The organism is Furfurilactobacillus milii (assembly GCF_009864005.1).
GTDB lineage: Bacteria > Bacillota > Bacilli > Lactobacillales > Lactobacillaceae > Furfurilactobacillus > Furfurilactobacillus rossiae_B.
On record NZ_WEZQ01000014.1, the window covers coordinates 1 to 23,702 of the forward strand.

General features: G+C 44.4%; 23 protein-coding genes. 15 read left to right on the plus strand and 8 right to left on the minus strand.

From position 1 onward, the window contains the following. The first annotated feature begins 215 nt into the window (after positions 1-215). Complete coding sequence (gene spxB, locus GB993_RS07740) at positions 216-2,081, plus strand: pyruvate oxidase (protein ID WP_161003793.1); 1,866 nt, start codon at positions 216-218, stop codon at positions 2,079-2,081. A 111-nt stretch (positions 2,082-2,192) separates the two neighbouring features. Then, positions 2,193-2,834, plus strand: coding sequence for a hypothetical protein (locus GB993_RS07745; protein ID WP_161003794.1), 642 nt, complete (start codon positions 2,193-2,195; stop codon positions 2,832-2,834). Positions 2,835-3,154: 320 nt separating this feature from the next. Here GB993_RS07745 and GB993_RS07750 read toward each other — a convergent pair whose 3' ends face one another. Then, entirely contained in the window at positions 3,155-3,631 is a 477-nt protein-coding gene (locus GB993_RS07750) for a glutathione peroxidase (protein ID WP_161003795.1), read from the minus strand. A 258-nt stretch (positions 3,632-3,889) separates the two neighbouring features. Next, the gene (locus GB993_RS07755) at positions 3,890-4,147 is read right to left on the minus strand and encodes a GlsB/YeaQ/YmgE family stress response membrane protein (RefSeq protein ID WP_161000695.1); all 258 of its coding nucleotides are present in this window, start codon (positions 4,145-4,147) and stop codon (positions 3,890-3,892) included. A gap of 177 nt (positions 4,148-4,324) precedes the next feature. On the opposite strand from GB993_RS07755, the gene GB993_RS07760 reads away from it, so the two are divergent. From GB993_RS07760 to GB993_RS07770, 3 genes are all read left to right on the plus strand, one after another. Continuing rightward, positions 4,325-4,546 carry a helix-turn-helix domain-containing protein gene (locus tag GB993_RS07760; protein WP_017261307.1) on the plus strand — a complete coding sequence of 74 codons (222 nt, stop codon included), beginning with the start codon at positions 4,325-4,327 and terminating at the stop codon, positions 4,544-4,546. 50 nt (positions 4,547-4,596) lie between these two features. Next, positions 4,597-6,723 (plus strand): ATP-dependent Clp protease ATP-binding subunit, encoded by a 2,127-nt coding sequence (locus GB993_RS07765; protein ID WP_161003796.1) that lies wholly within the window; start codon positions 4,597-4,599, stop codon positions 6,721-6,723. 422 nt (positions 6,724-7,145) lie between these two features. Continuing rightward, on the plus strand, positions 7,146-7,505 hold the full coding sequence (locus tag GB993_RS07770; protein ID WP_186337676.1) for a DUF6176 family protein: 360 nt from the start codon (positions 7,146-7,148) through the stop codon (positions 7,503-7,505). Here GB993_RS07770 and GB993_RS07775 read toward each other — a convergent pair. Beyond that, positions 7,502-7,999, minus strand: coding sequence for a MarR family winged helix-turn-helix transcriptional regulator (locus GB993_RS07775; RefSeq protein ID WP_161003797.1), 498 nt, complete (start codon positions 7,997-7,999; stop codon positions 7,502-7,504). The genes GB993_RS07770 and GB993_RS07775 overlap by 4 nt on opposite strands. A 112-nt stretch (positions 8,000-8,111) precedes the next feature. Between GB993_RS07775 and GB993_RS07780 the strand changes: the two genes are divergently transcribed. The 8 genes from GB993_RS07780 (at position 8,112) to GB993_RS07815 (ending at position 16,845) form a co-directional block, all read left to right on the plus strand. Next, the gene (locus tag GB993_RS07780) at positions 8,112-9,062 is read left to right on the plus strand and encodes a quinone oxidoreductase family protein (protein WP_161003798.1); all 951 of its coding nucleotides are present in this window, start codon (positions 8,112-8,114) and stop codon (positions 9,060-9,062) included. Positions 9,063-9,560: 498 nt separating this feature from the next. Next, a complete protein-coding gene (locus GB993_RS07785; protein ID WP_161003799.1) occupies positions 9,561-10,334 on the plus strand; it encodes a glucose 1-dehydrogenase in 774 nt (257 codons plus the stop codon). A 13-nt stretch (positions 10,335-10,347) separates the two neighbouring features. Then, positions 10,348-11,289 (plus strand): phosphoglycerate dehydrogenase, encoded by a 942-nt coding sequence (locus GB993_RS07790; RefSeq protein ID WP_161003800.1) that lies wholly within the window; start codon positions 10,348-10,350, stop codon positions 11,287-11,289. Between the two features lie 11 nt (positions 11,290-11,300). Next, the gene (locus tag GB993_RS07795; protein ID WP_161003801.1) at positions 11,301-12,326 is read left to right on the plus strand and encodes a LacI family DNA-binding transcriptional regulator; all 1,026 of its coding nucleotides are present in this window, start codon (positions 11,301-11,303) and stop codon (positions 12,324-12,326) included. Positions 12,327-12,423: 97 nt separating this feature from the next. After that, on the plus strand, positions 12,424-12,882 hold the full coding sequence (locus GB993_RS07800; RefSeq protein ID WP_161003802.1) for a LytTR family DNA-binding domain-containing protein: 459 nt from the start codon (positions 12,424-12,426) through the stop codon (positions 12,880-12,882). Continuing rightward, positions 12,879-13,655 (plus strand): LiaF transmembrane domain-containing protein, encoded by a 777-nt coding sequence (locus tag GB993_RS07805; RefSeq protein WP_161003803.1) that lies wholly within the window; start codon positions 12,879-12,881, stop codon positions 13,653-13,655. The genes GB993_RS07800 and GB993_RS07805 overlap by 4 nt, the downstream gene beginning before the upstream one ends. Before the next feature lie 346 nt (positions 13,656-14,001). Next, on the plus strand, positions 14,002-15,042 hold the full coding sequence (locus GB993_RS07810; protein WP_161003804.1) for a hypothetical protein: 1,041 nt from the start codon (positions 14,002-14,004) through the stop codon (positions 15,040-15,042). A gap of 177 nt (positions 15,043-15,219) precedes the next feature. Then, positions 15,220-16,845: an ABC-F family ATP-binding cassette domain-containing protein gene (locus GB993_RS07815; RefSeq protein WP_161003805.1), complete on the plus strand. Its 1,626-nt coding sequence runs from the start codon at positions 15,220-15,222 to the stop codon at positions 16,843-16,845. Between the two features lie 365 nt (positions 16,846-17,210). On the opposite strand, the gene GB993_RS07820 is transcribed toward GB993_RS07815, so the two are convergent. Beyond that, a complete protein-coding gene (locus GB993_RS07820) occupies positions 17,211-17,615 on the minus strand; it encodes a VOC family protein (RefSeq protein WP_161003806.1) in 405 nt (134 codons plus the stop codon). A 249-nt stretch (positions 17,616-17,864) separates the two neighbouring features. Here GB993_RS07820 and GB993_RS07825 point away from each other — a divergent pair, with 249 nt between their 5' ends. Then, positions 17,865-19,262: a flavocytochrome c gene (locus tag GB993_RS07825; RefSeq protein ID WP_161003807.1), complete on the plus strand. Its 1,398-nt coding sequence runs from the start codon at positions 17,865-17,867 to the stop codon at positions 19,260-19,262. 38 nt (positions 19,263-19,300) lie between these two features. Here the strand turns inward: GB993_RS07825 and GB993_RS07830 are convergent, their stop codons facing one another. After that, a complete protein-coding gene (locus GB993_RS07830) occupies positions 19,301-19,747 on the minus strand; it encodes a hypothetical protein (protein WP_161003808.1) in 447 nt (148 codons plus the stop codon). Between the two features lie 121 nt (positions 19,748-19,868). Next, on the minus strand, positions 19,869-20,924 hold the full coding sequence (locus GB993_RS07835) for an FAD:protein FMN transferase (protein ID WP_161003809.1): 1,056 nt from the start codon (positions 20,922-20,924) through the stop codon (positions 19,869-19,871). Between the two features lie 205 nt (positions 20,925-21,129). Here GB993_RS07835 and GB993_RS07840 point away from each other — a divergent pair, with 205 nt between their 5' ends. After that, positions 21,130-21,372, plus strand: coding sequence for a hypothetical protein (locus GB993_RS07840; protein WP_161003810.1), 243 nt, complete (start codon positions 21,130-21,132; stop codon positions 21,370-21,372). 625 nt (positions 21,373-21,997) lie between these two features. Here GB993_RS07840 and GB993_RS07845 read toward each other — a convergent pair. Together GB993_RS07845 and GB993_RS07850 are read right to left on the minus strand one after the other, a co-directional pair. Next, the gene (locus GB993_RS07845; RefSeq protein WP_161003811.1) at positions 21,998-22,693 is read right to left on the minus strand and encodes an amino acid ABC transporter permease; all 696 of its coding nucleotides are present in this window, start codon (positions 22,691-22,693) and stop codon (positions 21,998-22,000) included. Positions 22,694-22,702: 9 nt separating this feature from the next. Next, entirely contained in the window at positions 22,703-23,521 is an 819-nt protein-coding gene (locus GB993_RS07850; protein WP_161003941.1) for a transporter substrate-binding domain-containing protein, read from the minus strand. Positions 23,522-23,702 lie beyond the last annotated feature (181 nt).

Below are 23,702 nucleotides of genomic sequence, written 5' to 3' on the forward strand. Positions count from 1 at the left end.
TAACCAACGCCCCCTTAAAGTACTTAACTGGCAAACACCTTACCAAGTGATGCTGACTAATTTGTCAAAAAATTCGGATCAAATTTGCAATCTACCTTACATTAATCATCGAAAGCGATTTCATTTTTCACAAAGTTTCGATATTGGAAATTTATGTCGAAACTTTGATAAGCAGTAATTAAAAAACTGTCATGATTTATGAAAGGAGACCAGATATGGCCAATAAGATTAGTGGTTCAGATGCAGTGTTGAAGGTAATTGAAGCGTGGGGCGTGGATCATATTTTTGGTTACCCTGGTGGTTCATTTGACTCAACAATGAACGCTCTTTATAACCAGAGTAATAAATTGAAGTTCATTCAGGTTCGTCACGAAGAGGCTGGCGCATTAGCTGCCTCAGCGGAATCAAAGTTAACTGGTAAGATTGGCGTTTGTTTTGGATCAGCAGGCCCCGGTGCCATCCACTTAATGAATGGATTATATGATGCTCGTCATGACCACGCACCGTTGCTGGCCATTGTGGCTCAGGTGCCTTCAAGCAATATGAACCGCGATTTCTTCCAGGCCATGGATGAGGAACCTGCTTTCAACGATGTTGCCGTTTGGAATAAAACCGCAATGAACGCTGAAGGTTTGCCACAGCTGGTCGACGAGGGGATTCGGCACGCTTATAAGTATCACGGCGTTGCTGTATTGACGATTCCTAAAGACTTTGGCTGGGCCATGATTGACGATACGTATGAATCAAACGCGGTTAATCACGTTGCACCACTATATCCAGAACCAGACCCGCAAAAAATCGATGAAGCTGTTAAATTGATCGAACAGGCTAAGGCGCCCATGATTTACTTCGGTAAAGGTGCGTTTGGCGCTGCTGATGAATTAAAGGCTGTTTCCGAAAAGTTTAAGATGCCATTGGTTTCATCCGTTTTGGGTAAAGGTGTTTTGGATGAAACGTATCCAGCCTACATGGGCTCAACAGGTCGGGTTGCACCTAAACCAGGTGCTGACCTTGGCTTTTCTACTGATCTGATTGTTTGGGTCGGTAATGATTCACCGTTTAGTTCGATGCTGTTTACTCCAAAGGCGAAGGTTATTCAGATTGATGTAGACTCGGAAAAGCTTGGCAAACGTCATCATATCGACGTGCCAGTTCTCGCTGACGCTAAGAAAGCATTGGCCGCCATCGCAGCTAAAGGTGAACAGCAGGAACCAAGTGCTTTTTATAAGGCTGCGTTAGCTGATAAAGAAAATTGGCGCGCTTGGCAAGACAGTTTCAAAGATGATGAAGAAGTACCGCTTCGTCCAGAACCCGTCTTTAACGTGCTGAATCAAACGGCTAGTGATAAAGCCGTCTTTGCTGTTGATGTTGGTAACGTCAACATTAATTTTGAACGGTTAGTTGATATTCATGGTGATCAAAAATGGACGACTTCCGGTCAATACGCAACCATGGGTTATGGCTTGCCGGCTGCGATTGCTGCAAAAATCAATTACCCACACCGGGATGTATACAGTTTGAGCGGTGACGGTGCGTTTGCTATGTTGATGGAGGAAATTCTGACTCAGGTTAAGTATCACCTGAATATCGTGAACATCGTCTTCAGCAATGAAACGCTGGGCTTTATCGAAGCCGAACAAAAAGATGACAGTAATCAACCACTCTCCGGTGTCGATCTGCCAGCAACAGATTGGGCCGCAATTGCCCGCGGAATGGGTGCAGAAGCTTATACTGTTAAGACGCTGGATGACTTCAAACAAGCCATGGCTGCCGCAAAGCAGGCAAGTGCGCCAGTTGTCATTGACGTGAAGTTTACTCATGAAATGCCATTGACGACGCAACACATGTTCCTTGATCCGAGCTTCCAGCCTAAGGACCAAGTGGATGCCTTTGTTGAAAAGTATCAAGCTCAGGCGTTGAAGCCATTTAGCTACTTTTTGAAGCAAGCTTCCGGTAATAGTGATGATGAAGCCGATGCATCGACAGGTGCTTCGGAAGACACAGAGGAAGACACACCTGCTGAAGCTGACACGCAGTCAGGCGATATTGATGCTTCAACTGGGGCCTCTGAGGAAGATTAGTTGTTAATTTAATCATTGAGTTTGTTCGCTAACCGATAAATACGAGATTGAATTTCAGCGAATACAAAATGCCATGTGCTAAAGTCGCCACAAAAAGTGGGGATGATAGACATGGCATTTTTGTTTAATTGGGCCGAAGTAGAGCCGGACGAATACGCAATGACAACGACCGATGGCAGTATCGTTGATTTAGGTGAACGAAATTACCTGCGTATCGATGGTAATGGAGATGAAGATAGCATCGAATTTCGTCGGGATGCGGCCAGCATGATAGCACTTGGCGAGTTCTTGTCCGAGGCGCCGAAACATGATATCACGATTGCAGCATTTCGCAATTTCGTTCATTATCCACTGATGGTTAACTGGTATGGTGATTTGCACGTACCTCACGAACGTTTTCAGATGAGAATGAAACAACCTAACTTTATGCCAAACGAAGCTGTTACAGCGGCAATTGATCAATTACGTGGCAAAGTTCCCGTCGTTGGTGATGTAACCTATGAGCGATTCAAAGAAGGTCTGGAAGCGCAGGTGAGCCAAACTGGTCTAGCTACACCGGAATTAATCGAAAGATTACAAATGTTTATCGGCAATAGCCCGTTTGTGATTGAACATGGCGATGATTGGCACCGAGAGCTGTATTTGAACGATGTGTCGACGTTGCCACAATCCCAATGGCAAATTATTTTGCGCCAACAAATTAGTGTTGCTGATCCAGTAGCGGCGCGCAATTTTCCGATCATCACAAATTGACTTGGGATAATTTTCACATTGACAAACAATTTGAAAACTAATATCTTTGTGCCAGTTGAATAAATCATTTCTTCGGGGCAGGGTGAAATTCCCGACCGACGGTGACAACAAGGTGTCGTTGGACAACTTGTTGAAGTCCGTGACCCGCGCAACAACGTGCTGGTGGCAAGGCTGGTAACAAAGGGAGTGACGTGGCAGCGGATATTCTTGAACTGATCGATCTGCACCAACAACTAGCTAATGTGTAGGTAATCTGTTGTTCACATGTGAATACAAAAAATCACGAGCCAACAGGACTCGTGATTTACATAGATAGATAACTATTCGGCTTGGTTTAATGCGTCCACAATGTCCGTTTCAAACTTCTCAGGTTTTGTCTGTGGTGCATAGCGTTTGATGACTTGGCCGTCACGACCTACTAAGAACTTGGTAAAGTTCCATTTTATTCGACCATGACCAGCAGCATCCTTTAAATAGGTGAATAACGGATCTTCATCGTCACCATTCACAGCAACACGCTTTGTCATCGGAAAGGTTACACCATAGTGAACTTGGCAAAAGTCATCCGTTTCTTCATCCGTCGCAAGCTCTTGGTGGAATTGATTTGACGGCAGGCCAAGGACATTGAAGCCCTGATCATGATACTGTTTGTACAGACTTTCCAAGCCTTCCAGCTGTGGCGCAAAGCCGCATTTGCTAGCAGTGTTTACAATCAAGAGAACTTGACCGCGATAGTTGTCTAATGGGATGGTTTGTCCGCTCATTTCAGTTTCCGAAAAATCATAGATTGATGCCATTAAATGCGCTCCTTTCTAATTGTTTGATAGTGTTACATCATTACTTATGGTTATTGTGCGTCAATTTCATAAATAATGCGAGAATCGGGATTTTACATTTTCGAGGAACATGATGAACGTTTCACGTGAAACGGAGAAAATGGAAGTACCCTTCCAAAATCAAAAATTAGCCAAATATGGAAATATACTTCCATTTCTCACAAGGTAGATCATAGAAAAAAGCCATCCTCTTTTTGGGATGGCTTTTTCTATGAAACATCATTCTTTACGTTTGCGCATGCCGAAAATTGCTGAAACAATCAATACCAGAATTACCGCTCCAATAATGGATGGGAAGACTGCCATGCCGGCAAGCATTGGTCCCCAGTGACCGAAAATCATTTGACCGAGCCACGCACCGACCAGACCGGCAATAATGTTACCGATGATGCCTGCTGGCAAGTCACGATTTGTGATCATCCCAGCCACAACACCGATTAATCCACCAACAATAAGTGACCATAACCATCCAAACATAAGCATGCTCCTTTCTTATGAAAGCAATAAGGTTTTGCGTTGATTTAAAGGTATCAAGAAATGATGAATAGCTCAATTTTTATGCTTAAAATAATTCACATTTGTGGTACATTTACACTTGTGCTACATTCACAGATGTGATATAGTATTTATCGAAGGGAGGTTACCGAGAATGTCATGAAAATTGATGTGAAGACGTATTTGGTCGAGCATGACTTGACCATCTATGAGGTGGCTAAGCGCAGTGGCTATGGGTATACCACCTTACACAAGTCGTTTAATAAACGACAAACTGATGCGACCCCGCTGAACATAAGGGATCTTGATGCATTAGCGCGTGCACAGCACGTTCAAATGTGGGAAATTCTAAGAGATCTGGAGTCACATTATATGAACTAGCCTTTAAAGAGCTTTGAACTGAAGCATTGGTACAGAGGAGGAAATTAAATATGGCACAACAAAACTTTTCTAACGATCCATTTGGCAACAACATGGACGATATTTTCAATCAATTAATGGGTAACATGAACGGCATTAACTCAGAATCACGGTATCTAGTCAATGGTCGTGAGATGACACCAGAAGAATTTGCGGAATACCGAAAGAATGGTCGTTTGGCAGCGTCTGAACAAGGGCGTGGCAAGCAGGCGGTTCAAAACGGAAAGAAGCAAGGTATTCTGGAAAAACTGGGTCGTAACTTAACTCAGGAAGCTCGTGACGGCAAGCTGGATCCAGTTATTGGCCGGAATAAGGAAATTCAGGAAACGGCTGAAATTTTAAGCCGTCGTACTAAGAACAATCCAATTCTTGTCGGAGATGCTGGGGTTGGTAAAACGGCCGTCGTTGAAGGATTGGCACAAGCTATTGTGAATGGCGATGTGCCAGCAGCCATCAAGGACAAGCAAATTTGGTCAATTGATTTATCCTCATTAGAGGCGGGTACACAATATCGTGGTAGCTTCGAAGAAAATATTCAAAATCTGATCAAAGAAGTTAAAAAGGCCGGCAATGTAATCATATTCTTCGACGAAATTCACCAGATTTTAGGCACTGGTTCAACTGGTGGCGAAGATGGTGGCAAAGGTATGGCCGACATCATCAAGCCGGCACTGAGCCGTGGCGAATTGACAGTCATTGGTGCAACAACGCAGGACGAATACAGAAATACCATCATGAAGAACGCAGCACTTGCTCGTCGATTCAACGATGTTACGGTTAATGCACCTAGTGCTGAAGATACCGTAGCGATTCTGAAGGGCATTCGTAAGTTGTATCAGGATCATCACAACGTTGACTTGCCTGACGATGTTCTGAAGGCTGCTGTTGATTACGCGGTTCAGTACATTCCACAACGCTCATTGCCTGACAAGGCGATTGACTTACTGGACATGACAGCTGCACACTTGGCCGCACAACATCCAGTTACTGACAAAGTTAGTTTGGAAGCACAGTTGAAGCAGGCTGAACAAGACAAACAGGCTGCCGCTGATAAGGAAGACTTTGAAGCCGCTGGTAAGGCGAAGGCCAAAGTTGATGCGTTAACCAAACAGTTGAAAGATGGCGGTCACGAAGAACGCCCAGTCGCAACTGTTAATGATGTCGCCGCCGCTGTTGAGCGATTGACTGGGATTCCGGTTTCACAAATGGGTGCCAGCGATATTGAACGGTTGAAGACCATTAACAAACGCCTTAAGGGTAAGGTTATTGGTCAGGATGAAGCGGTTGATATGGTTGCTCGGGCAATCCGTCGTAACCGTGCCGGTTTTGATGAAGGCAATCGTCCAATTGGTAGCTTCTTATTTGTTGGTCCAACCGGTGTCGGAAAGACGGAATTGGCTAAACAACTCGCCCTCGACATGTTTGGCAACAAGAATGCGATTATCCGTTTAGACATGAGTGAATACACGGATACGACCGCCGTTTCCAAACTAATTGGGACGACTGCCGGCTATGTTGGCTATGAAGACAACGCCAACACGTTGACGGAAAAAGTTCGTCGTAACCCATACTCCATCGTGTTACTTGATGAAATTGAAAAGGCCAACCCACAAGTGTTGACCCTGTTACTTCAAGTCATGGATGATGGGCGTTTGACGGATGGTCAAGGGAATGTGGTCGACTTTAAGAACACCATTATCATTGCGACGTCTAACGCCGGCTTTGGTAACGAAAGCTTGAGTACCGATGAGAATCAGAACAAGAACTTGATGGACAAGTTGGCACCATACTTCCGTCCAGAATTTTTGAACCGGTTCAACGGGATCGTTGAATTCAGTCATTTAACTAAAGATGACTTAGGCCAAATTGTGGACTTGATGATCGATGACGTTAACGTGACATTGGCTAAGAAGCAAATTACCTTGAAGGTAACGGATGACGCCAAAGCTTGGTTAATCGACCAAGGTTACGATGAAGCAATGGGTGCACGTCCATTACGTCGAGTTATCGAACAACAAATTCGTGACCGCGTCACTGACTTCTACTTGGATCACTTGGATGCCAAACATTTGGAAGCAGATTTGGTTGATGGGGAAATCAAGATCAAGAATTTGGACAAAGACAGCGTTACCGAATAGTGTTTGACCGCATAAAGACCCAGTGCCACATACTGACACTGGGTCTTTAGTACATATATATTTTCTTGCAATGCTCTGGTCGTCTGCCGTTGCGGCAACCAGAGACGCCGTTCCATGAGGACCGGACTCAACCCGCTAAGATCGCGGTTTTCGTCCTCGATTTTGAGCCGAAGTTCCGTCTCAAAAGTCGTCCCACACTACTAAATGGCCAAAAGCGTGCCATTTAGTAGTGTCGACACGGAACTATGTCTCTGGTTGCCTCCACTACCACATGCTTATGGATATAGGATTAACTTGTCCTCAGGATTGTACCAAGGTATTTACAATAGTTCAGAGTTTTGTCGCAACTATTTTTGACGTATGAGTATACAAAATTAGGTTGCTGGCAAAGAATTGCTTCAAAAGATAAAGGAGAAATCACAATGAAGACAGAACTGGAAGGTTTCAGGGTCAAGTCAGACAAGCACGCAGAAGCTCAGGAATGGTTAAAGTTTCTTGCAGATAATCGGCAAGCGTTCTTGACAACGTTACCCGCAGAAAAGATGTTAGTCGAATCGGTCTTTTCAACAATGATTGGCAATGATCTGTATCTGTGCTGGTATTCTATTCAGGGCGATAATCCAAGGCCGGTTGAGGATTCAGAGAGCGAGCTGGACAAACGGCATGTCGCATACTGGGAGGACTGTATTGATGAAAGTGTGCCGTCATTGAAGTTTGATCATGTAGTGAACTATGTTCCAGATGAGTTGACGCAGAAAATGTCACGACTGTATGAGAATTAAAGCTTGATTGTTGCTAGTGCGTGCATGACGTCCACGGCGTTTTGCATTTGCGTGTCGTCGAAGGGTGCCAGCGCTTTAGCGTAAAGGTCACGCTCCGTTTGGTGCATGTCGGCGTGCAGTTTAGCAATCAGTTGACCAAGGTCGGTTACGGAAACGTAAACGGCCTTTTTATTATCCGCCTGGTGAAAACGCGTCAATAGTTCTGCTGACGCCAGCTTTTTAACGTAGCGTGAAAGCATTCCTTGTGAGAAGGGAACTTTGCCGACTAAATCCTGATAAGCCAGTGTTCGTTCAGGTGCTTCTGTCACAAAGCTGAGGATTTGCATTTCCGAGTGCGTCATCTGCATTTTACGAAGTTTAGTAGCAACTTGATCAGTCAGTTGATCTTGAAAATGATCAATGGATGTTTGCCAGAAGGCTTTTTTAAAGTCTTCATGAACGTCATTTAAATCGTGGATAGATTGGTATATTTGCTGCATTTGCGAGTTGGTCATGCGATGTCTCCTAAAATAAATTACCGGTAATCTATTGTATTTTAATGTTAAATGATTATACTCAATTATAAATTACTGGTAATTAATAATCAAAAAGAAAGTTGGCAACAATATGAAAGCAGCAGTTGTAAATGATCTTAAAGAGGCACCAAAAGTTAGCGTAATCGAGACGCCGAAGCCGGCCGCAAACGAACAGACGGTCCATGTTCTCGCCGCCGCGGTGTATCCGCGTGTTCGCTCACAAGCAAATGGCACACACTACACAAGCACCGGCGAATTACCGTTTGTACCAGGACTAGATGGTGTTGGGCAAACGGAGACAGGCCAGACGGGATACTTTATCACGTCAAACGCCAAATATGGCGCACTGGCCGAGCAAACGGTGATTGATCACCATCGTTTTATTCCCTTAGGTAATGATATTGATGCAGCAAGAGTTGCAGCGGGGATGAATCCAGCAATGTCAGCTTGGATGTCAATTAAGGTTCGCGTGGGGGATTTGACGGGCAAAAAAGTCATGATTTTAGGCGCAACCGGAGCAGCTGGGCAGATGGCCGTTCAAATTAGTCGCTATCTCGGCGCAAGCGAAGTTATTGGTGTCGGCCGTAATCAAACAAAACTCACAGCATTATCTGAACTAGGCACAACACAGACGATTTCACTTCGAGATGATCAGGAATCATTAAGAGCGGCGTTTACAGCAGCTGCCGATGTAGATGTTGTGTTGGATTACTTATGGGGCACTGTGGCGTCCACAGCGATGAAGGTGATGTTGCCTGCACGCCGTAACCACAGTCAGCAATTGCTATGGATTGAAATTGGCAGTATGAGTGGCGCCGATATGGTGCTCCCAAGCGCAGCCTTGAGATCTGTAAACTTAAATTTAGTTGGTAGTGGTCAAGGCAGTATTAATGCCAGACAATATTTAGCCGAACTGCCCGAATTGGCGCAGTTAATCAGCGCTGGCCAATTCAAGATTGCCTCGACAACGATGCCATTAACTGAGTTAAATGAAACCAATTGGAATGATGTCACAAAACGTGTTGTTTATACGATGGACTAGTTACTTTGAATGAATACAGGACAGCACTTCTTTTTGATATTTATTTGATTCAGCAAGCTTGTTGTATCAGTCAGATTTTTTTGTGGACAAGGGTAAAGAAGACGACGGGTAAAATCGGTATCCAGCGAATGTCGTGTAGTCAGGCAGAAACAAAGTTCCGTGAAGGTAATACCTAATGGTATGGTTTTGACCATTTAGTATTACGGGACGAGCTTGAAGACGGTGGCTTTGCGGCTTCAAGTCGAGGGCGAAGACCGTGTACTTCGGGCTGAGACCGGTCCCACGGAACGGCGTTTCAGCCTGACGAAACGGCAGTTTAATTCGTTTGCAAAACACTTATCTGAAGAATAGGCGAAGAGAATGTCACATCAACGTTGGTGTGGCATTTTTTTATCGCACAAAGTTGGCATCACCACTTAATTGACACACTGAAGGTAAAAAGCTATATTGACCTTTGTAAAGCTAGGTTAAACGTTTACCCAAAAAGGAGATTTCCTCATGAAAACTTTTGATAGTAGTTGGTTTCGACTCGATGACAAGGTGGCAATCGTGACTGGCGGCGCTTCTGGACTTGGTGCGTTTTACACACAGGCGTTACTCAAGTCTGGTGCCAAAGTACTGGTTGTCAGCCGTTCACAGAAGGGTTGGTCAGAACTTAAAACATTTGCTACCGACAATCAGGCGGACGTTGCGTTTATTCAGTGCGATATTACGGAGACTGATGCGCCGCAACGAATCATGGCCGCTGTTCAATCAACGTTTGGACAACTCGATATTTTGATTAATAATGCTGGTCTACAGCGACGTGCTACCTGGGACAAATTTACGGACGAAGACTGGCGTGCCGTGATCGATGTGAACTTAAACGCGCTCTATTACTTATCACACGCTGCAGCTAAACAGATGGCACCGCAACGTCATGGCAAGATTATTAACGTCGCGTCTATGCAATCATTTAGAGCAGGTAAGTTTATTTTTCCATATACCGCTAGCAAGCACGGTGTTGTTGGTTTGACTAAGGCATATGCCGATGCACTTGCGCCTGACAACATTCAGGTTAATGCCATCGCGCCAGGTTACATTGACACACCAATGACGAAGGCGCTACAGAATGATCCAGAACGGAATGCAGAAATCTTAGCGCACATTCCGGCTGGTCACTGGGCGGCTCCGCGGGAGCTAATGGGCACCATCGTATTTCTCGCCAGTGAAGCGTCTAACTACATTACTGGTGCAACGATTCCAGTCGATGGTGGGTATCTCTTACGATAGAAAGGAAGACTTTATGACAAAACGAGTTGTTGTACCGGAAAATTGGCAGCAGTCCGGTAAGAATTATTTAACTGACCATGGGATGACCCTCATTGAGGTGCCAAACGAACATGCAAACACGTTACGTCAATTAGGTGATCGTGTTGATGGCATTGTTTATATGCTTGATCCATTTACAGAGGACTTATATCAAGCATTGCCAAACCTTAAAGTAATCGCGCGACATGGCGTTGGTTACGACAATATTGATCCGCAGGTAGCCGCAAAACATGGTGTATATGTCACTATTACGCCACAGGCGAACGCATCGACGGTGGCAGAAACAACCTTAGCGGATATTTTGGCTGTATCGAAGAACCTGTTTCAGGATTCTCAACACATGCGTCAGGGCGATTCTAATTATCCGCAAACGCACCGTGGCTTTGACCTAGAAGGCAAAACACTTGGTATTTTCGGCTTTGGCAGAATCGGTCAGCTCGTGGCACAGAAGGCCAGCGCCTTAGGGATGACAATTTTGTATACCAATCCGCATCCACGTGAAACAACGTTTGCTAAGCAAGTGACTTTTGATGAACTCTTGCAACAATCCGATATCGTGACTTTGCATGCAGCGGTGACACCGGATACACGAAAAATCATGAACCAGCAAGCATTTGCCAAGATGAAACCTGGCGCGTCCTTAATCAATTTAGGCCGGGGTGCGTTGGTTGATGAGACAGCGCTGATTGATGCCTTAAATTCCAAACGGTTACGTGCGGCTGCGCTCGACGTTTTTGACGAGGAACCATTGCCGTTAGACAGCCCACTGTACCAATTTGATAATATCCTTCTGACGCCACACATCGCTTCAAACACGACGGAGTCGATGAATCGAATGGCGATTGGTGCTGCAAGTGAAGTGGTCCGTGTATTGAGCGGTGAACAGCCACAATGGGCGGTCAATAAGGTACAGTAAGGAGTATTCAAATGGCCAAAAAACCACTTACAATCAATGACATTGCTGCGCAAGCCAGCGTTTCAAATGCTACAGTATCACGCTATCTGAACGGTCATTACGAAAAAATGTCGGCGGCCACACGGACACGCATTCAGCAGGTCATCGACACAACTAGCTTTCATTTGAATCGGCAAGCTCAGTCGCTCAAACGTCGGTCTAGTCATCTGATTGGGATGGTCGTCGCCGATGTTGAAAATCTATTTTCGTCACTCTTATTTAAGGGTACGGATCAAATTTTAGCGGCGGCAGGTTATCAAATCGTTTTGATGAACGCCGATAATGACCTTAAAGTTGAACGTCAACAGTTACAACGTTTGCTAGAACTGCAAGTTGACGGCATTATTTTGCAGCCCGTTAGCGCTACAGCAGCCAACTATGCATTCTTAAAACAAACGCAGCCGGTTGTTGATATTGTTGATCGCCAGTTAAGGGGTACAAACTGGCCTCAAGTCACAACGGATAATTATCGTTACTCAGCTCAGTTGACGAAGACAGTTGCCAGATGCGGCTACAATCAACTGGTTGTTGTGACGCCGCCGTTGGGCGATAACACGGTGCGTGATGACCGCTATCGGGCAGTCACTGACCTTTGTGAGGAAAAGAACTTTAGTCAACCGCTGCAGACGTTAACTGTCCAGCCGGATACCTCAAATGCGAAGCTGTATCAGCAACTTAATGCGATACTGAAAAAACGTACTGGTCACACGGCACTTTATGTACTTCAGGGTCACTTGCTACTCCAAGTGATGACGGTGTTGGCCGATAATCAGATCAAAATTCCAGAGCAAATTGGATTGGTGGCTTATGATGACTGGTCATTATCACAATTGATGCAACCCGGTATTACTACGATTCAGCAACAGCCACGAACCATGGGCCAGCAGGTTGCGACAAACGTCCTCCGTCAACTAGCCGGTCAGTCCGTTGAACCACTCACGATGGTTGAAAGTGCACTTCATGAACGCGATTCTCTAAGTATGTTTGCAAAAAAATGACCACTCACGCAGCAAAATTGACCGCTCATTCAAATACTATTTCATTTATGATCGTTTCGACGTTTAATTAGTCTTGTTCATAAGGGAGGGATGTCCATTGAAAGTTCATGTTGAAATTGATCCGGACTGCCAAGAGCCGGAAGTCATTATTCGCACGGCAAACGTAAATGATGAAGTTAAACAACTTGAACAACGTTTAGTGGGCATCCATACGAGTGAAAATACTCTTGCTTGTTTTCAAGGGAACACGCAATACTTCGTTTCACTGGATGATATTTTGTTTATTGAAACCGCTGATCGGTTGCTGCAGGTGCACACGGCAATGGATATCTTCAATAATAAGCAACGGCTGTATGAACTAGTCGATGAATTACCTGGATTTTTCCTACAGGTTTCTAAATCGACCATCATCAATTTGCACTATGTCAGCGCACTGAACAAATCACTATCCAGCTGCCTGGTTTCGTTTGCCGGGAGCCACAAAGAAGTTTATGCATCACGTCGTTACACAAAACAACTACAGGAACGATTAAATGAAATGAGGTCTTTGTCATGATGAGTACGAGAGTAAAGTGGGGTCGCTGGTTCTGGGGATTATTCTTTTTAATCAGTGCGGGTTTATTATTAGCAGTTAAAATGGGCTGGTTAACCTACCAGTTTGGTGCCTGGACAATCGTCGGAACGTTGATATTGGCGGCGCTGGCAATTAAAAGTATCGCTTATTTCAGCGTCAGCGGTGTCATTTTCAGTTTAGCGTTTATGAGTATGCTGTATGCCAAACCGCTTGGTATCACTGGGCTAGTTCCGTGGACCATTCTTGGCATCGCGTTGTTACTCAGCATTGGCTTATCGCTCGTGTTACAACCGTTGCGCCACCGTTTCTATCGGCGTCATGCTTACTTTATGGCAAATCGCTGGGCCAGTCATCATGGCCGGACGTTTCAGGGCACAACATCAACGGAAACGGACCATGAATCATCTGTCAATGTAAACGTGCGTTTAGGCAATGCTGTCCGTTACGTGCAGTCTGAGGATTTTAAACAGGCTAATATCAATGTGACGATGGGCGAAGCGAAGGTTTACTTCGACAAGGCCCAGATCAATGGTGACCAAGCAACGATTTTTCTGAACGGCAATATGGGCGAAGTGGACCTTTATGTGCCGCAAGATTGGAATGTGGATATTGAAATGGACGCCACAATGATCGACATTAACGAAAAAGGTGTGAAACCGACTAAAACGGGTCCTGACGTCTTGATTACGGGCGCATTTAAAATGGGCGACATTGATATTATCTATACAGATGTTCCGGCATCAGCCAACAGTTAATCTTAAAATATTTTGAGACTGATCTTAAGTGGGCACTTTATTTCTGAACTTTGGAAATAGAGTGCTTTTTGGTTACGTTGAATTCTGCCCGGATTGAGATGATAGCGGCCACACCGTCCGCCGCTACTAAGATAAAGTCACTCGCATAATGAAGCAATGTCTTTATAGATAAGGATGATTTGAGCAAATCAAAAAAGGTTGATTGATTAACGAAATAGACAATGAAAAGATGATACTAATAGATTAGTAATCGCTTACAAGAATTGCTATACAAACCCGAAATGCAGTGCTAGAATTTACAGTTGTAAAGAGTATGAAAATTAAATCACAAGGGGTGCATTACATAATGAACAAATTAGGTATGAAGGCAGCCACAGTTGCTGCAGCATTAACCATGGGCAGTTCATTAGTAGTATTACCATCAGGAACTGCTAAGGCTAGTTCGAACAATAACCAAGTTGTCATCAAACAATTGGATGGCAGTCCTCACAACAACGAATCATTTGGTGTGACGACTGTTGCCATGAAGGGTAAGAAGATTTTGGCTGCTAAGGTCGATGAATTCCAATTCATCAAGACATCACAGTCAAAGGGCTTTACTAGTGTTCCTAACAGTGACAAAAAGTTTGGTCAGGAAGGTTACAAGAAAGGTGAAACCTTAATTTCCAAAGCTAACAATGACAAAGCATACTCGGCATTGATGAAGAACATTGCGCACTCAACTAAGGGCCGTGAAGAGTCTCTGAACGCCATTGAAAACTACGTCAAGGGTAAGACTGCTAGTCAACTTTACGCTGCTGCTAAGAAGAACAAGGCAATGCAGAAGAAAGTTATCTCTGGTGCTACTTTAACCAGCACGAACGGTTATGTTAAGGCTATCGCTGATGCAGCTACCAAGGGTTACACCACTAAGGGTGCTAAAGTTTCTGGCGACAACGTTGTGTTGAAGCAAACCAACGGTGCACCACATGGTAATGAATCATTTGCTGTTACGACAGTTGCCATGAACGGTGACAAAGTTGCTGCTTCAAGCATTGACGAATTCCAGTTCATTAACACAAAGCAAAACAAGGGCTACAAGGGTGTTCCAAACAGTTACGCCAAGTTTGGTAAAGAAGGTTACAAGAGTAACGAAATCTTGATTTCCAAGCAAGCTAACGACAAGAAGTACTCTGCTTTGATGAAGAAACTTGCTAAGTCCAAGCAAGGTCGGATGAAGTCAATCAACGCCATCAACAAGTGGGCTGCTGGTAAGACTGCCGCACAAATCACGACTCAAGCTAACAAGACTGTAAGCAAGAAGAGTAACCTTGTTTCAGGTGCTACGTTAGTTGACTCCAACAACTACTTGAAGTCAATTGCCGCCACGGCAACTTCAAATCAATAATAATTGAATCTTGATGAAAACTTCCGTTTGCACAAAACGGAAGCTTTTTTTGTATCTAAGCAATTTAGACGCGGAGACAAAAATGTGATAATCTAGAACAACTTAAACAACACTATATAAAGCTGTGGCATGAATATTTTTATGACGCGGCTTTTTCTTAAAGACGAGAGGATATTAATGTTAACAGTAAATAACGTCAGCATGCAGTTCGGCACCCGAAAGCTGTATGAGGATATCAACCTTAAGTTCACCGCGGGTAATTGTTATGGTGTGATTGGGGCAAACGGCGCTGGGAAATCAACCTTCTTAAAAATTATTGAAGGCAAATTAAAGCCAACGACAGGGACTGTTTCGCTCGGACCAAACGAACGAATGTCCAGTCTGAACCAGAACCACTTTGCCTTCGAAGATGAAGAAGTTTTGAACACGGTCATTCAGGGGCATGCTAAGTTATATGCAATTATGCAGGAAAAAGATGCCTTATATGCTAAGCCAGACTTCAGTGATGAAGATGGTATGCGCGCCGCTGAATTAGAAGGCGACTTTGCTGAAATGGACGGCTGGAATGCCGAAGCGGAAGCTAGTCAAATGTTGCAGGCGCTTGGCATCGATGAGTCCATGCATCACATGAAAATGAGCGAATTGACCGAACCTCAAAAGGTGAAGGTGTTACTTGGTCAGGCGTTGTTTGGCAACCCCGACATTCTGCTGTTGGACGAACCGACAAACGGACTGGATGTCCAATCCATCGCTTGGCTGGAAAACTTCTTGGCTGACTACGATAATACCGTGATTGTGGTTTCACATGACCGGCATTTCTTGAACCAAGTTTGTACCCATATCTGTGATGTCGATTTTGGTAAGATCACGCTCTTTGTGGGGAACTATGATTTCTGGATGGAAAGTAGTGAATTGGCTGCCAAACTGAAGTCTAGTGCCAACCAAAAAAAAGAGGAACAGATTAAGGAACTGCAAGACTTCATTGCCCGGTTTAGTGCCAACGCGTCAAAGTCTAAGCAAGCGACGTCGCGTAAGAAACAGTTGGATAAGATTACGCTTGATGATATTAAACCGTCGACACGGAAATACCCATTTATTCAGTTCACACCAGAACGTGAACTCGGGAACGATTTACTACGTGTTGAGGATGTTTCGAAAACCATTGAAGGCGTAAAGATTCTCGATAACATTACGTTCACGCTGCGTCCTGGCGACAAAACGGTGTTGATCAGTCGCAATGAACTGGCTACCACCACTTTGATGCAAATTATTTCCGGGGAAATGAAACCTGATACGGGCACGGTCACTTGGGGACAAACAGTTAAGAAAACGTACTTGCCACGTGATATCAACAGCGAGTTCACGGATTCTGATTTGACAGTCATTGATTGGCTTCGGCAGTACGCACCGAAGGGTGAGGATGACAACACGTTCTTACGTGGGTTCCTCGGGAAGATGTTATTCTCCGGCGAAGATGTTATGCGCCAGGTGAGCGTCATGTCCGGTGGTGAAAAGGTCCGTTCAATGCTGTCTAAAATGATGCTGAGTAAGGCGAACGTCTTATTGATGGACGATCCAACTAACCACTTGGACTTGGAATCAATTACAGCCTTGAACAACAGTCTGATTGATTTTAAGAGCTCTATTGTGTTTACGTCACATGACCACGAGTTCATTCAAACGATTGCTGATCATATCGTTGAAGTGACCAACAAAGGGTTAGTTGAACGATTTGACACGAAGTACGATGACTTCTTGGAACATGAAGTTGTTCAAAAGCAGGTCCATGATTTGTACGACTAACTCCATTTTATCTATTGGAATGTTTGAGGATTAGTCTGCCTACCGCCTACGGTTGTCAACATTGACACGCTCGCCGTGGGACCGATTCAAGCCCGAAGTTCACGGTCTTTCACCTCGTCGTAAAGCCTCGTGAAGACCGCGAGTCTTTGCGACCGTCCGTAACCTAAATTCGGGAAACCACCGAATTAACGTTACCTGCACGGTTCGGTATCAATGTTGACGCCCTTCGGCTGATATTTGTGTGCCATGTAAACTTAGTAATCGAAAAACGTCTATTTCTATCGCACCTCATTTTTTGAGGTACGGGTGAAATAGACGTTTTTTATTTGGATCAACATTGTTTGTTTTTAACCTGATTTCGGCAATCAGGCGGTGGTATCGATATTCCAACGGACACCAAATTGGTCCGTGACAATGCCGAAGAGGGCGCCCCAATCTTTTGGAGTGAAGTCAATGACCCGCTGGCCATTTTCGGATAGTTGGCTGTAGATGTCGGTTGCTTGTTTTGTGCTGTCAAAATGGAGACCCATTGATACCGTTGCTCCTGGTTGGATGTCAGGCGCACCGGGGATGACATCGAGTGCCGTAATTTGAAAGTTTGCATCAATGGTTAATACGCCATGTACCACAAGGTTTGCTGTTTTGTCGTCTGTAGTTGCAAATAGTTCGCCCGCGCGTTGAATGTCTAAGTGACCACCAAAAATTGATTGATAGAATTTTAGGGCCTCATTTGCCTGACCGTGAAAAGTGAGATAAGGTAAGAATTTCATTGTAAACAGACCTCCTGTTTTGTGGTGTTGATATTAAGTTCAGCTTACCATATTAACAAAATTAATTAATTCACAAACGTTTGACTATGATTAGGAACATCGTTTATGCTTACGACGTAAGTGATGTGCCGTATCTTTTATTTGCATTAGTGAATTACAGAGCAAAGTTTGATCGACAACACATCCAATTCCTAAATAGAATCAATTTTAGTCACTCATTTAGCAAACAAATAAGGAGCGTCAATTAAAATGGCCGAAAAATTTCGTTTTCAACCAACGGATATCAATGCACTGCAAGACAGTTATGACGTTGTCATCATCGGTTCAGGAAGCACGGGGATGGTAGCTGCCATTCAGGCACATGAACTTGGTTTGAAACCGGTTATCTTTGAAAAGATGCCAAAAATTGGTGGTAACACGATGCGAGCTTCATCTGGGATGAACGCCGCTGAAACCAACGTTCAGTTACATCATGGTGTTGTCGATAGTTACGAGGACTTTTACGCTGAAACCCTTAAGGGCGGTGGTGATTTAAACGACAAAGAGTTGCTTGGCTATTTCAGTTCACACGCTGCTTTATCAATTGATTGGTTAGCTGACCATGGCATTCGTTTGGATGATATCACCATTACTGGTGGGATGAGCAAAATGCGGACTCACCGTCCAGCCAGCATGGCGCCAATTGGTGCGTTCTTGGTTACTGAGCTATCTAAAGTCGTTCAAAAGGACGAATTGCCACTGTTCACCGGCGTAACGGTTAACAGTTTGGTGAAAGATGCAGACGGTAAAGTGACTGGCGTTAACGCAACGTTGCCTGATGGTAGTCAAAAGATGGTCGGCGGGAAAGCTGTTATCTTGGCAACGGGTGGTTTCGGCGCCAACAACGACATGATTGAAAAGTACCGTCCTGATTTAAAGGGGTACAAGACAACGAACCAACCCGGGGCAACGGGTGATGGTTTGAAGTTGGCAACAGACGCCGGCGCTGCCTTAGTTCAGATGGATCAAATTCAAGTACATCCAACTGTGCAACAGGATAACCCACATGCATTCTTGATTGGTGAAGCCGTCCGTGGCGAAGGTGCCATTTTGGTTAATGCTCAAGGCAAACGGTTCGTTAATGAATTAACAACGCGCAAGGTGGTTTCAAACGCTATTACAGCCCTACCAGAGCACAGCGCTTATCTGATTCTGGATCAAGGTATTCGTTCACGTGTTAAGGCCATTGAGTTCTACGACAGTATTGGTTTGGTCGTAACAGGTTCAAGCCTGTCAGAATTAGCTGGCAAATTGAATATGGACGTTGATACGTTGTCATCAACTGTTTCCACGTGGAACACTGCTGTAGCTGATCACGATGATGAAGAATTCGGTCGCTCAACTGGGATGGATCGCGATATCTCTGCCGGACCATTCTTCGCTATTCATATTGCACCCGCAATCCACTATACAATGGGTGGCATCAAGGCCAACCATAAGACACAAGTATTGGATGAAAGCGGTCAGATCATCCTAGGTTTATTTGCTGGCGGTGAGGTTGTCGGTGGACTGCACGGTAACAACCGGATCGGCGGTAACTCCATTGCTGAAACGGTAATCTTTGGTCGTCAGGCTGGGGAGCAAGTTTACGATTACATCAAAGGTTAAATAGTGTGTTAATAATACTGAAAAAAGTGGTTCGGGAGTTATTTTCTCGAACCACTTTTTGGCTTGGCATAAAATTTACTTGTTGGAATCACTGACCGTTGACGCTGGTGAAACGAAAGCAACAGTATGTCAGCTAATGCCAGAAAAGGTGAAATTAACATGATTAATGTGTCAATCACAAAGTTTACGCCCAAATTGCTGAAGGACTCTGTAAACATGAAACTAAACGGCACAGCAGGCGTTATGATCTGATGCGAAGGCATATTAACTTCACGTGGGTGAGACTGTCGTGAGAGATGAAGAACGTGAAATAAATTTGGGAAGAATTGGTGAGCAAACGGAAAACTCAGGTAGGCGAGGACGAGATAGCCATCAAGTGGGGTGAAAGACAAACGCGCGCCAATTCCAGGTTGCAATGAAAATAGTAATAACAAGAACAGCATTGGCGATAAGCCAATTAAATAAACTCGAACAATCTGTTTCAAAAAAATCCCCCCCAAAACCCGGATGAACGAATTGACGCATCATGTTTTGGAGGGATTATACAATATTATTGTTGTTGTCGTCGAGTGAATAAGCTTCGAGAAATCATCTAATTAATGTAAGCTAATTGCCCATCTTGTAGTTAGTGTGTTTATCTAATTTGAACTTGGTCTTTAGGCCGTCTGTAACGTAGATCTTTTTGTCGTTTGTAATGAAGATAGCCTGAATTTTGGGCTTCTTATTCATGTATGCTAACCCATCTTTTAGCCCCTTATCAAATGCAGCATTGGATAAGGCGTCGCCGTCAATCGACTTTTTAGAGACAATCGTGACACTGGCGAGATTGTTTTCATATGGGTAGCCGGTTTTAGCATCGAACAAATAAATGTATTTATGGCCGTGGGACATGAGGTACTGCTCATAGGTACCAGCAGTCACAATTGACATGTCAGATTCTTTAATGGTTCCAACAGCGTCGCCACGAGGCTTAACCGGATTCTGAATACCGACTTGCCAAGGCTTGTTATGTCCCTCCGGCGAATTGCCCATCACAATGATGTTTCCGCCTAAGTTGATAATACCAGAAGTAACGCCGTTTTCCTTGAAGACTTTTTTGACTTGATCCGCAATATAGCCTTTTGCAATTCCGCCAAAGTCGAGCCGCATGCCTTTCTTGGTGAGATAAACAGTACGGTTCTTATCATTCAGTTGAACGTCGTGGTAATCGACAAGCGGCAGCGCCGCATCAATTTCTGACTGTTTGGGCACTCGTGCACCGGGCAAACCGATTTTCCATAGATTGGTAACGGCACCAATTGCCATGTCGAAACTACCCTCAGAATTCTCTGAAACGTCGAGTGCCTTTTGAACCATTGGATAAAAGTCGGCAGGCACCTTAACGGGTTTGATGCCGGCATTGGCGTTGATTTTATCAAGTTGCGATCCACCACGTGTCAACGTTGATTCATCGTCCATGTGATGAATTTCCTTAAAGCCTTTATCAATGACTGACTTCTTGCCTTTGTCGTAAATTGACAGGGTGCAGACAGTGCCCATCACCATCTCAGTTTTCTCATAAGGATTTTTTACCATTGTGTGCTTTTGAGGTTTCTTTGCACAGCCACTCAATATTGCCAATAAGGCAATGGTCATGGTACCCCAAATCAGCGCTTTTTTCATAATTGCTAAACTCTCCTTAAATGCCAAAATTTATGGTTAATAATAAACTTTGATGGCACGCTCATATGTCTTGTGAGAACTGTTACATTTTACCGCAAAAAGCGTGTGATGTGGTGGCGATTTTGAAAACGATTACAAACGGCGGTAAAATTAAACAAGATAAGTCTAAGTAGATTGTTGACTTGCAATCAATGGAGGAACAAACATGAAAAATCATGGCAAATTGAACGCAACGCTTTTAACGCCTGCATACTGGGAAAAGTATCATCTGTCGGACGGTGTTGATTTCGCTAATCAGTTTCAAGCAATTGACGCGCAAGATTTGGGCGAAAATGATCGTAAGCAAGCGTTGGACGAGTTGCTAAGGAAGATGGCAGCCAAAGGGTATAACAATCCAGCTAACTCAATGTATGTTCTGTATTCAGCTATTTTGGTTCAACGAAACTGATAATTTGTTTTGTGGTAGTGGTGGAGGCCGCTTTCGCTTCCGGTTGTCAACATTGATACGCTCGTCGTGGGACCGGTTCAAGCCGGAAGTGCACCGTCTTTCACCTCGCCGCCAAGCCTCGTGAGAACCTCGAGTCTTGGCGACCGTCCGTAACCTAAATTCGGAAAACCACCGAATTAACGTTACTTTCACGGCTTGGTATCAATGTTGACGCCCTTCAGCTGCACAGTGATGAACCATCCGCTAATATCAACGTCATTTGATCTAAAAGTGGTCTGTAAGTATTTTTATCATTTGTCCATAGAATAGAAAATTGATAATAGTTTATTTCCTGCTTCATGAGTGGAGCTGGCCTGAAACATAGTTCCGCGTCGGCACCATTTGGCGGCATGGGTCTGGCCGCTTAGTGGTGCGGGACGACTTATGGAACGTGATTTTCGGCCCATAATCGAGGGTGAAAACCGCGTTTTGGGCTAGCACAACGGCCTTTAAACCACACAAAATATTTATCTGAACAATCTGTAAGGAGATTTCAATGATCAAAAGAAAATAGGTGTCTTCACTTATCGCTCACTTACGCAATGGAGCAGTGAAGACACCTATTTTTATACACAATTTAGTTGAATTAATCTGTAGTCGGCAACGTTAACCGCTTTTCCAACCAGTTTTGACCGACAGTCAGCAATGAGCAGCATGCCCAATAAATGAGTGCGACCAATAGATAGACGGTCATGTAGTCAAACTGCTTACCACCCTGGATTTTAGCGCGCATAAACATTTCGGAAACGGTGACCATCGCGGCCAGCGAGGTTCCCTTGAACATATCTAGCAAGATATTGCCCAGTGCGGGGATGGCAATCCGGAATGCTTGCGGCAAGATGACGTAATGGACGGCTTTACCATACGACATGCCAAGCGAATAACTGGCCGCCCATTGTCCATCTTCGACACCCATAAAGGCAGAACGGAAGACTTCGGAAACAAACGCAGCTGCATTCAAAATGAATGCGATGGCCGCAGCTACAAAGGCGTCTAGCTGAATGCCAGTGTATGGTAGCCCGAAATAGAGGATGAACAGCAGAACCAACGAGGGGACACCGCGCATAAACGAAATGTAGGTCCGCGTCAGCCAATGAAGCCAATGACGTTTGCTCATTTGACCAAGGGTGAGGAAAAAACCAAGCACCAGTGCACCGACAAAGCTGACGATGGTTAGTTCCACGGTGAGCGGTAAGCCACCAAGAATGTAAGGCAGCGCATGCCACGCAAAGTGGGCATTGAAAAAGTTAGGAATAGTCAGCCAATTTAGCAATGAATTCATGAGCGTCCTTTATTTGATCTTGAAGTAAGTTGTCTTAACGTTAGGCTTTTTGGAGACGTCCTGGCCGCCATAAAATTTCTTCGATAGTTTGGTGATGGTACCGTCTGCTTCTAGCTTCTTGATTTCTTTATCGACTTCCGCAGTCAACTTCGTGTTGCTCTTCTTCATGATGATACCTGTACCGTTTTTATCATTTTGAGTGGTGAAGTAGAGGTTCTTTGGAATGGTTAGAGGCAAGTTGGGTAATGCCTTGAGCGCCATGGATTGCAGGTAGTAATCGTTCAGGATGACATCGGTTCGACCGTTAACAACATCGCGAAGATAAACATCGTTTGACACGTTGTCGTAGTTCACTTTCTTAGCGCCGAGCTGGCTGGCCAAACGTTGATAGCCGGTACCAGCTTCACCGGCAGCCTTTTTACCCTTTAAGTCAGCAAAACTGTGGATCCCAGATTGATCTGATTTGCGAACGACCATGCTGTCGAAACTGAATTTATAAGGAGTGGAAAGGGCAAACTGCTTTTCACGCTGTTTGCTGATACTAAAGTCGTTGGCGGCCATTTGAGCGGTACCATTGTTAACGGCCGTTAGCATGCCGTCGACGTCCATTTCTTTGAAGGTGACCTTCTTATGGAGTCCCTTGGCAACAGCCTTAACGACTGCGATGTCGTAGCCAGTTAAGGCACTCTTTTTATTAGCGTGGAACGAGGTCGGATACAATGTCCCAGATGTTGCGACGACCCACGTTTTTTGGTCAGCAACCTTTTGGTTAGTTGACTTGGCCGTCTTCCCACAACCAGCTAGCGTGAAGACTAAAATCAGTGCCATGGCTGATGCCAAAGCCGTTAAACGAATCGATTTCTTGGAATTAAACACAACAATCGCCCCTTTAATTAGATTGTCTTAAGCATAAATGTTTATGTGAAAAATGTAAACGCAATCATTAAATAAAGTATCGTTGCTATTAGGCGACATTTTTGAAAATATGAATATAAATTTCACAAACTAT

Excerpts from the sequence above, each read along its gene's own strand:
- GB993_RS07775 (WP_161003797.1), bottom strand. The coding sequence starts at position 7,999 with ATGACCAACTCGCAAATGCAGCAAATATACCAATCTATCCACGATTTA.
- GB993_RS07755 (WP_161000695.1), bottom strand. The coding sequence starts at position 4,147 with ATGTTTGGATGGTTATGGTCACTTATTGTTGGTGGATTAATCGGTGTT.
- GB993_RS07770 (WP_186337676.1), top strand. The coding sequence starts at position 7,146 with ATGAAGACAGAACTGGAAGGTTTCAGGGTCAAGTCAGACAAGCACGCA.
- GB993_RS07820 (WP_161003806.1), bottom strand. The coding sequence starts at position 17,615 with ATGAAATTCTTACCTTATCTCACTTTTCACGGTCAGGCAAATGAGGCC.
- GB993_RS07850 (WP_161003941.1), bottom strand. The coding sequence starts at position 23,521 with ATGGCACTGATTTTAGTCTTCACGCTAGCTGGTTGTGGGAAGACGGCC.
- GB993_RS07835 (WP_161003809.1), bottom strand. The coding sequence starts at position 20,924 with ATGAAAAAAGCGCTGATTTGGGGTACCATGACCATTGCCTTATTGGCA.
- spxB (WP_161003793.1), top strand. The coding sequence starts at position 216 with ATGGCCAATAAGATTAGTGGTTCAGATGCAGTGTTGAAGGTAATTGAA.
- GB993_RS07785 (WP_161003799.1), top strand. The coding sequence starts at position 9,561 with ATGAAAACTTTTGATAGTAGTTGGTTTCGACTCGATGACAAGGTGGCA.
- GB993_RS07840 (WP_161003810.1), top strand. The coding sequence starts at position 21,130 with ATGAAAAATCATGGCAAATTGAACGCAACGCTTTTAACGCCTGCATAC.
- GB993_RS07760 (WP_017261307.1), top strand. The coding sequence starts at position 4,325 with ATGAAAATTGATGTGAAGACGTATTTGGTCGAGCATGACTTGACCATC.
- GB993_RS07805 (WP_161003803.1), top strand. The coding sequence starts at position 12,879 with ATGATGAGTACGAGAGTAAAGTGGGGTCGCTGGTTCTGGGGATTATTC.
- GB993_RS07745 (WP_161003794.1), top strand. The coding sequence starts at position 2,193 with ATGGCATTTTTGTTTAATTGGGCCGAAGTAGAGCCGGACGAATACGCA.
- GB993_RS07795 (WP_161003801.1), top strand. The coding sequence starts at position 11,301 with ATGGCCAAAAAACCACTTACAATCAATGACATTGCTGCGCAAGCCAGC.
- GB993_RS07765 (WP_161003796.1), top strand. The coding sequence starts at position 4,597 with ATGGCACAACAAAACTTTTCTAACGATCCATTTGGCAACAACATGGAC.
- GB993_RS07825 (WP_161003807.1), top strand. The coding sequence starts at position 17,865 with ATGGCCGAAAAATTTCGTTTTCAACCAACGGATATCAATGCACTGCAA.
- GB993_RS07790 (WP_161003800.1), top strand. The coding sequence starts at position 10,348 with ATGACAAAACGAGTTGTTGTACCGGAAAATTGGCAGCAGTCCGGTAAG.
- GB993_RS07845 (WP_161003811.1), bottom strand. The coding sequence starts at position 22,693 with ATGAATTCATTGCTAAATTGGCTGACTATTCCTAACTTTTTCAATGCC.
- GB993_RS07750 (WP_161003795.1), bottom strand. The coding sequence starts at position 3,631 with ATGGCATCAATCTATGATTTTTCGGAAACTGAAATGAGCGGACAAACC.
- GB993_RS07780 (WP_161003798.1), top strand. The coding sequence starts at position 8,112 with ATGAAAGCAGCAGTTGTAAATGATCTTAAAGAGGCACCAAAAGTTAGC.
- GB993_RS07815 (WP_161003805.1), top strand. The coding sequence starts at position 15,220 with ATGTTAACAGTAAATAACGTCAGCATGCAGTTCGGCACCCGAAAGCTG.
- GB993_RS07810 (WP_161003804.1), top strand. The coding sequence starts at position 14,002 with ATGAACAAATTAGGTATGAAGGCAGCCACAGTTGCTGCAGCATTAACC.